Annotated in this window: 7 protein-coding genes; 5 read left to right on the top strand and 2 right to left on the bottom strand. The window is 53.7% G+C overall.

Going from position 1 to position 6,618, the window contains the following annotated elements:
* Positions 1-122: 122 nt before the first annotated feature.
* Positions 123-1,025 carry a tRNA (adenosine(37)-N6)-dimethylallyltransferase MiaA gene (miaA, locus tag ACK4S7_RS01530; RefSeq protein WP_409643804.1) on the bottom strand — a complete coding sequence of 301 codons (903 nt, stop codon included), beginning with the start codon at positions 1,023-1,025 and terminating at the stop codon, positions 123-125.
* 16 nt (positions 1,026-1,041) lie between these two features.
* Here miaA and serB point away from each other — a divergent pair, with 16 nt between their 5' ends.
* Both serB and ACK4S7_RS01520 read left to right on the top strand, forming a co-directional pair.
* Positions 1,042-1,932, top strand: coding sequence for a phosphoserine phosphatase SerB (gene serB, locus ACK4S7_RS01525; protein WP_409643802.1), 891 nt, complete (start codon positions 1,042-1,044; stop codon positions 1,930-1,932).
* A gap of 73 nt (positions 1,933-2,005) precedes the next feature.
* Positions 2,006-2,545: a superoxide dismutase family protein gene (locus ACK4S7_RS01520; protein WP_409643800.1), complete on the top strand. Its 540-nt coding sequence runs from the start codon at positions 2,006-2,008 to the stop codon at positions 2,543-2,545.
* 2 nt (positions 2,546-2,547) lie between these two features.
* On the opposite strand, the gene ACK4S7_RS01515 is transcribed toward ACK4S7_RS01520, so the two are convergent.
* On the bottom strand, positions 2,548-3,090 hold the full coding sequence (locus ACK4S7_RS01515) for a murein L,D-transpeptidase catalytic domain family protein (protein WP_409643797.1): 543 nt from the start codon (positions 3,088-3,090) through the stop codon (positions 2,548-2,550).
* 292 nt (positions 3,091-3,382) lie between these two features.
* Between ACK4S7_RS01515 and ACK4S7_RS01510 the strand changes: the two genes are divergently transcribed.
* The 3 genes from ACK4S7_RS01510 to ACK4S7_RS01500 all read left to right on the top strand — a co-directional run bounded on the left by ACK4S7_RS01510 (position 3,383) and on the right by ACK4S7_RS01500 (position 6,595).
* On the top strand, positions 3,383-4,207 hold the full coding sequence (locus tag ACK4S7_RS01510; RefSeq protein ID WP_409643795.1) for a L,D-transpeptidase family protein: 825 nt from the start codon (positions 3,383-3,385) through the stop codon (positions 4,205-4,207).
* Positions 4,208-4,301: 94 nt separating this feature from the next.
* Positions 4,302-4,754 (top strand): MerR family transcriptional regulator, encoded by a 453-nt coding sequence (locus tag ACK4S7_RS01505; protein ID WP_409643793.1) that lies wholly within the window; start codon positions 4,302-4,304, stop codon positions 4,752-4,754.
* A gap of 41 nt (positions 4,755-4,795) precedes the next feature.
* On the top strand, positions 4,796-6,595 hold the full coding sequence (locus tag ACK4S7_RS01500; protein WP_409643791.1) for an acyl-CoA dehydrogenase C-terminal domain-containing protein: 1,800 nt from the start codon (positions 4,796-4,798) through the stop codon (positions 6,593-6,595).
* The last annotated feature ends 23 nt before the right edge of the window (positions 6,596-6,618 follow it).

Genomic DNA, 6,618 nt, shown 5'->3' with positions numbered 1-6,618 from the left:
TGCGCCGGATTTTTCGGGCACTGGAAAGTCCTTATCTATTGTGTCGCCGTCCTATGTTGCACTGCAGCAGGCTAAGCAAGAGCGGGCTAGCTAATGATTAGAAAATGGCTTGTCAAATAGTATCATTGAAATTTTATTACAAAATCATCTATATTTGAATCATTTATTGCTGTCTCCACGCGCGCCCAGTCCCCCGGTGCTTGATTTCTGAACCACGTAAACTGCCGTTTCGCATATTGCCGGGTGGATATCTGGCCGCGCGCAACAGCTTCATCGCGTTGAATGGATCCTTTCAAAAATGCCGAAATTTCCGGCACGCCGATGGCGCGCATCACCGGCGCATCTTGCGGGAGGTTGCGCGAAAGCAACGCTTCTACCTCTCGGACCGCTCCCCGCTCCAACATCAACTCAAAGCGCGCATCGCAGCGGTCATAAAGCCACTGGCGCGGCGGCAAGAGCAGCAAGGGCCGCAGAGTGATATGCTTTCTTATGCCGCCAGTCTTCGTCGCGCGCCATTCGAATATGCTGCGGCCAGTGCTTTGAACAACCTCTAGAGCCCTGGTGATGCGGCTAATGTCGGTTGGTGCAAGGGTGGCCGCAACTGGCGCGTCGTCGCGCTGCAGTGTCGCGTAAGCCTGCTCGACGGGCATTGCACGAATCGATGCCCGCAATTCTGGGTCCACCTCTGGGATGGGCGCAATGCCGTCGAGCAATGTGCGAATATACAGCCCGCTTCCACCCACTAATATCGGCGTTGCCCCCGCCGCATGAGCCTGCGTTATCACTTGTTTGGCATCGGCCGCCCAGCGCGCGGCAGAACAGGGTGTTATTCCGCCCAAATAGCCAAATAGATGATGCGGAGCAATGCGTTGTTCTTCCGCCGTCGGCTGCGCGCTCAATATCGGCAAATCGCGATATACCTGAGCGCTATCTGCGTTGACAATTACATAATTGCCAGTCCTAGCGAGGCTCAGCGCTAATGCCGTCTTGCCGCTCGCGGTCGGACCCGCAATAAGCGCGACCATATTTTTAGGATTCGAAATGCCCATTTGCACTCTGATAGCAGCAGATAGTTTTGAGAGCGGCATAATTTCCGAGGTTAAGGACCGTTTGGCCGCAGCGGAATGTTCGCCGGGCGCACTCAACTGGCTTGACGATGCCAAAGCGGTCGACATCATGTTCGATGGCAGTCCGTCAAGCGCGCGCTCTGCATTGTCGGATATGGAAGACCGCTTTGACATTGTCGTGCAGTCAGGTGATGACCGGCGCAAAATGCTTTTAGTATCAGACATGGACAGCACCATGATCACCGTCGAATGTATCGACGAGCTGGCGGACTATGCTGGTATCAAGCCCGAAATCGCTGCAATAACGGAACGCGCAATGGCGGGAGAACTCGACTTTGCCGATGCACTGACTGCAAGGGTCGCGTTGCTTGCCGGGCTGGGTGAACATGTCATTGAGCAATGTCTGCGCGAACGGGTGCGACCCATGCCGGGTGCCGAAATTTTGGTCCGCACCATGGCCGGCTGGCGCGCGCATACGGTTCTAGTTTCTGGCGGGTTTACAAGCTTTACTGGTCCTGTGGCGGATATGCTAGGCTTCGCTGAAGTGCACGCGAATGTACTTGAGATTAGAGACGGGCGGCTAACGGGGGCATTGGCGGCTGATATCGTGGATGCCGCAACCAAGCGTGCTGTTCTGCATTCTGCTGCTGATACGCGTCAAATTGCTTTGGGCGCGACTTTAGCCGTGGGCGATGGTGCCAATGACATGCCGATGATCGCTGCCGCAGTTTCGGGTGACGGCCTTGGTGTGGGTTATCATCCAAGGCCGCAACTAGCCGAGGCAGCAAATTTCTCAATCAGAAACAATGACCTGACCGCCTTGCTATACGCCCAGGGCGTCAGACCCTCCCTTTGGGTGCACTGATTTTACGAAACAAATTGAGTGCCGCGCGTTTAATGTTATGTTGCGACGGCTAGGCGACTTTCAGGAGACAATAATGCGCAAATTGCTGCCGATTCTCATTATCCCGACACTCGCTAGCTGCTCGACAATGCAATCGACCAAGACGGCGGAAGTTTTAGAAGTTGTGACTGCTGACCTCGCCCGGGCTGATGGCAGTTGGGCAGGCGTGGCGACAATTTCCAAGCGTACTGACGGCATATTCTTCAGCCTAACTGCTGAGGCACCTTCCGCAGGGACGTACGGCATGCATCTTCATGCAGTTGGCAAATGCCAAGGACCTGATTTTACAAGCGCTGGGCCACATTGGAACCCCGCCATGAAACAGCATGGTCGCGATAACCCGATGGGCGCGCATGATGGCGATTTGCCAAATGTCGACGCAACCGCTGATCGCAAAATTACGCTTGAGTACAAACTGACAGACATCGTGCTCTCCGGGCCGATGGGTCTACTAGATGCCGATGGCGGATCTCTGATCATTCATGAAAAAGCCGATGATTATAAAACCGATCCAAGCGGCAACAGCGGCAAACGGATTATTTGTGGTGTGTTCAAATCCGGCAACCGGAGCTGATGTTAAGCCTTATCGGCGTATAACAGGCATCCCGGGGCAACCCGCTCCAGAATAACGTTGATGTCATCCTTGGCAAAAGCAAAGCACCCTTGGCTACGGCCAATCTTGCCTTGGTCATGAATGAGCGACCGGTTCACATACCACGCTGGATGGATAACTATTGCGCGCGCCTCAGCCTGATCATTTTGCGGGTCGAGTCCAATCAACCGTCGCGATTCGCCGTATTGGCCAATATATGTCTGACCGACGAGGTAGCTGCCGGCCGATGTGGCTTCGGATCCATGGACGTTCGAAAAGTTTTGAACCCAGCCGCTATGGCCCGGATCCGAACCCTTGCCATGGGCAACAAGAAATGTGTCGGATTTGCCGCTGCGCAAATCAACCACATAAAAGCGCGGATCGCGCGAATGTTTGGAAAAATCGGCAATCGCGAGCAAGTCCCGATTGCGGATGCGAGCCTTATGCGAGGCCAATGCAGCTTTTGCGCGCTCCAGTAACAAAGGCGACGGGCCAAGGCCACCACCTCCCGTGCCCGACTTGAACATTATTTCAGCTGCGGTGGAGGGTACAGTAAGCAAACTTGCACCAAGTACCGCCGAATGAATTAATTGCCTTCGTCCGATTATCATGCACTAAAGATAGGAAGCAATCCTTTCCAAAAACAGTCCTGTGGTGGCAATTGAGCGTATATCAAGGACGGTTAAGCGCATTGCCTGCCATTTTTTCTTTTTATGCCGCTTTAGCTAAATTGACGTCGAATTCCTGTGCCATTGTTGCTAAAGGTCCCATTGAGCGCGGCCATGAGGCTGCATTTCATTGCGCAGTTAGGGCATTTTCATGAAGTTCGGCAACGGCATCCGCACATTGCAGGGTCTTTTTGCGCTTGCGTTAGTAATAGCCGTTCCCAACACGGCGATTGGTCAATCGCGCGTGCAAGGCCAAGCTGTCCCTGTGCCACAATCCCAAAGCCCTATGGTCGTACCTGTTGAGCCCCAGACACCCAAGCCGGAGGTAGACACGCCAACGACCGCGGCAACGCCGGCTGTACCGACGCCGGATACTACCTCACCCGTTGCAGAACAGGAACCGAAACCGCGCAAGAAAGGGCCCATCGACGCACTGAGGCCCGGGCAGTTTGTTTGGGCAGCCCAAGATGTTTACGAAGGGCCGATGAAGATCGTAATTGTCCTTGATATTCAACGCATTTATGTTTTTCAGAACGACAAGTTGGTCGGTTTCAGCACCATTTCTTCAGGAAAGAAGGGAAAGGAAACGCCGACAGGCATATTCAACATTTTGCAAAAAAACGTGGATCACAAGTCCAATCTCTACAGCAATGCGCCAATGCCTTATATGCAACGGCTGACGTGGGACGGCATCGCCCTTCACGGCGGCTATCTGCCAGGTTATCCCGCGTCGCACGGCTGTATCCGTTTGCCCCACGCATTCGCAAAGGCCCTGTATGGCGTAACGCAGATGAACCAAGAGGTTGTTATTCTGCAAGACACATCGACCCCAGTTAAACGACCGCCACCCCCACCCATGGTTGACCCGGAAGCTGTGCCGGCAGAACCGCCTGTCGATCCGTCCTTCGTCCCACCGGTTGCGACCCAGCCGCCAGCGTCAAATTCGTCCAATGTTTTTCCTGACCCGTCTGCGTAATTTATTATTCTGTGTTTGACGTCTGCAACTTCCCCGATTGACGTTTACGCTAACGTAAAGTAGTGACGTTACTGCAACGAAGAGGGAAGGCGCTATGGCATCTATCACGCGCGATGAAAGGCGAACCGATGCAACCATCGACACGCCGGACGCATTCAATCGGGAGTCATTTACGATCTCCGATTTATCCATCGAATTTGAGGTTACAGCCCGAGCATTACGTTTCTACGAAGATCAGGGCCTCATTTCGCCTGAGCGAATGGGTTTGGCACGCATTTATTCCAAGCGCGACCGTGCACGGCTTGCATGGATATTGCGGGCAAAGCGTGTTGGCTTCAGCCTTGCCGAAATTCGCGAGATGATCGATCTTTATGACTTGAACGACGGCCGGAATATTCAGCGACGAGTCACAATTGAAAAATGTCGGGACAGGATCAATCTATTGAAAGCCCAGCGTGACGATATTGAAAGCGCAATTAATGAATTGACCGAATTTGTCTCCACGGTGGAAAAAGTCGAGGCCGCCGAAAAGTCTGCCGCTGCTTGATACGTCACCAGTTTATTTTGATGCAATTTTAAGGATAGAAAATGCCTAGCTATACTGCCCCTGTTCGCGATACGCAGTTCATCCTCAACGAAGTTTTAGGAATTGAACGCTTCGCCAATTTGCCGGGCTTCGAAAATGCCAGCCCGGACATGATCGATGCGATCCTGACCGAAGGTGCGAAATTTGTCGAAAATGTCCTGTTCCCTTTGAACCAGATTGGCGATTTGCAGGGCTGCACACGACATGAGGATGGCAGCGTCACTACGCCCGATGGATTTAAAGAAGCCTACAAGCTTTATTGCGAAGGCGGCTGGGGCACATTGTCGGCGCCGGAGGAGTTTGGCGGGCAGGGCATGCCGCATATCGTTTCCATGGCTTTTGAAGAGCTGATGGCAAGCTCCAACATGGCGTTCGCGATGTATCCAGGCCTGACGCAGGGCGCAGTGTCCGCGATCTTGGTTAAAGGCAGCGATGAACAGAAAGCCAAATTTGCGCCGAACATGATTTCGGGCAAATGGGGCGGGACGATGAATTTGACTGAACCGCATTGCGGAACGGACCTTGGCCTCATTCGGACCAAGGCAGTGCCAAATGGCGATGGCAGCTTTGCTATTTCGGGCACCAAAATATTCATCTCCTCAGGGGAGCATGATCTCACCGAAAATATCATTCACCTGGTGCTCGCCAAAACACCCGGCGCGCCGGACAGCGTCAAAGGCATTTCACTGTTTATAGTGCCGAAGTTTCTTGTGAATGACGATGGATCGCTTGGCGCGCGCAACACGCTGTCGTGTGGATCCATTGAACATAAGATGGGCATCCACGGTAACGCCACTTGTGTCATGAATTATGATGGCGCCACCGGCTATCTCGTCGGTGAAGAAAACAAGGGCCTCGCCGCGATGTTCATCATGATGAACATTGCGCGCCTTGGCGTCGGTCAGCAAGGCCTCGGTGTTGCTGAGGTCGCTTACCAAAACGCCGTTCATTATGCGCAAGACCGCCGTCAGGGACGTGCCCTTACTGGCCCGCAGGATATGGACCAAAAGGCCGATACGCTATTTGTGCACCCCGACGTGCGCCGCATGTTGATGGACGCAAAGGCATTTACAGAAGGAATGCGCGCCTTGTGCCTCTGGGGCGCGTTGCAAGCCGATTTGCTGCACCATGCCCAAACTGAGGAAGAGCGTCAGATGGCCGATGACCTGTTGTCGCTACTGACTCCAGTTATCAAGGGCTATGGCACTGACAAGGGCTACGAAGTCGCAACCAACGCGCAGCAGGTATATGGAGGCCACGGCTACATCGCCGAATGGGGTATGGAGCAATATGTGCGCGATGCCCGAATCGCGATGATCTATGAAGGCACCAACGGCGTGCAGGCGATGGACCTTGTTGGACGTAAGCTGGCGCAAAATGGTGGCCGCGCAATCCAGGCATTATTCAAGATTGTGGATGAGGAATGCGCTGCTGCAAAATCGGGTCCGCTTGCGGACCTTTCCACCCGTCTTGAGAAAGCCAATGGCGATTTGAAAGCTTCAACAATGTGGTTCATGCAAAATGGCATGGCTAACCCGAACAATATCGGCGCTGGCGCACATCATTATATGCACATTATGGGCATCGTCGCGCTTGGCCTGCAATGGCTGCGCATGGCGCAAAGCGCGCAAAAGGCACTTGATGCTGGCGCTGACAACGCTTCATTTTACGAAACAAAGCTTGTCACCGCCCGTTACTTTGCAGAACGCTACATGCCAGATTGCGGCGCGCTTCGTCGCAAAATTGAGGCAGGAAGCGAGGCCATTATGGCGCTAACGCCGGAAATGTTCGCGGCCGCATAATCGCGCTTTGAATCGCAAGACGT

Origin of the sequence: Sphingorhabdus sp. (assembly GCF_046292425.1) — a bacterium.
In the GTDB taxonomy this organism is placed as follows: domain Bacteria; phylum Pseudomonadota; class Alphaproteobacteria; order Sphingomonadales; family Sphingomonadaceae; genus Sphingorhabdus_B.
The sequence above is the reverse complement of the archived record's forward strand: the minus strand, read 5'-3'. Positions and strand labels throughout refer to the sequence as shown.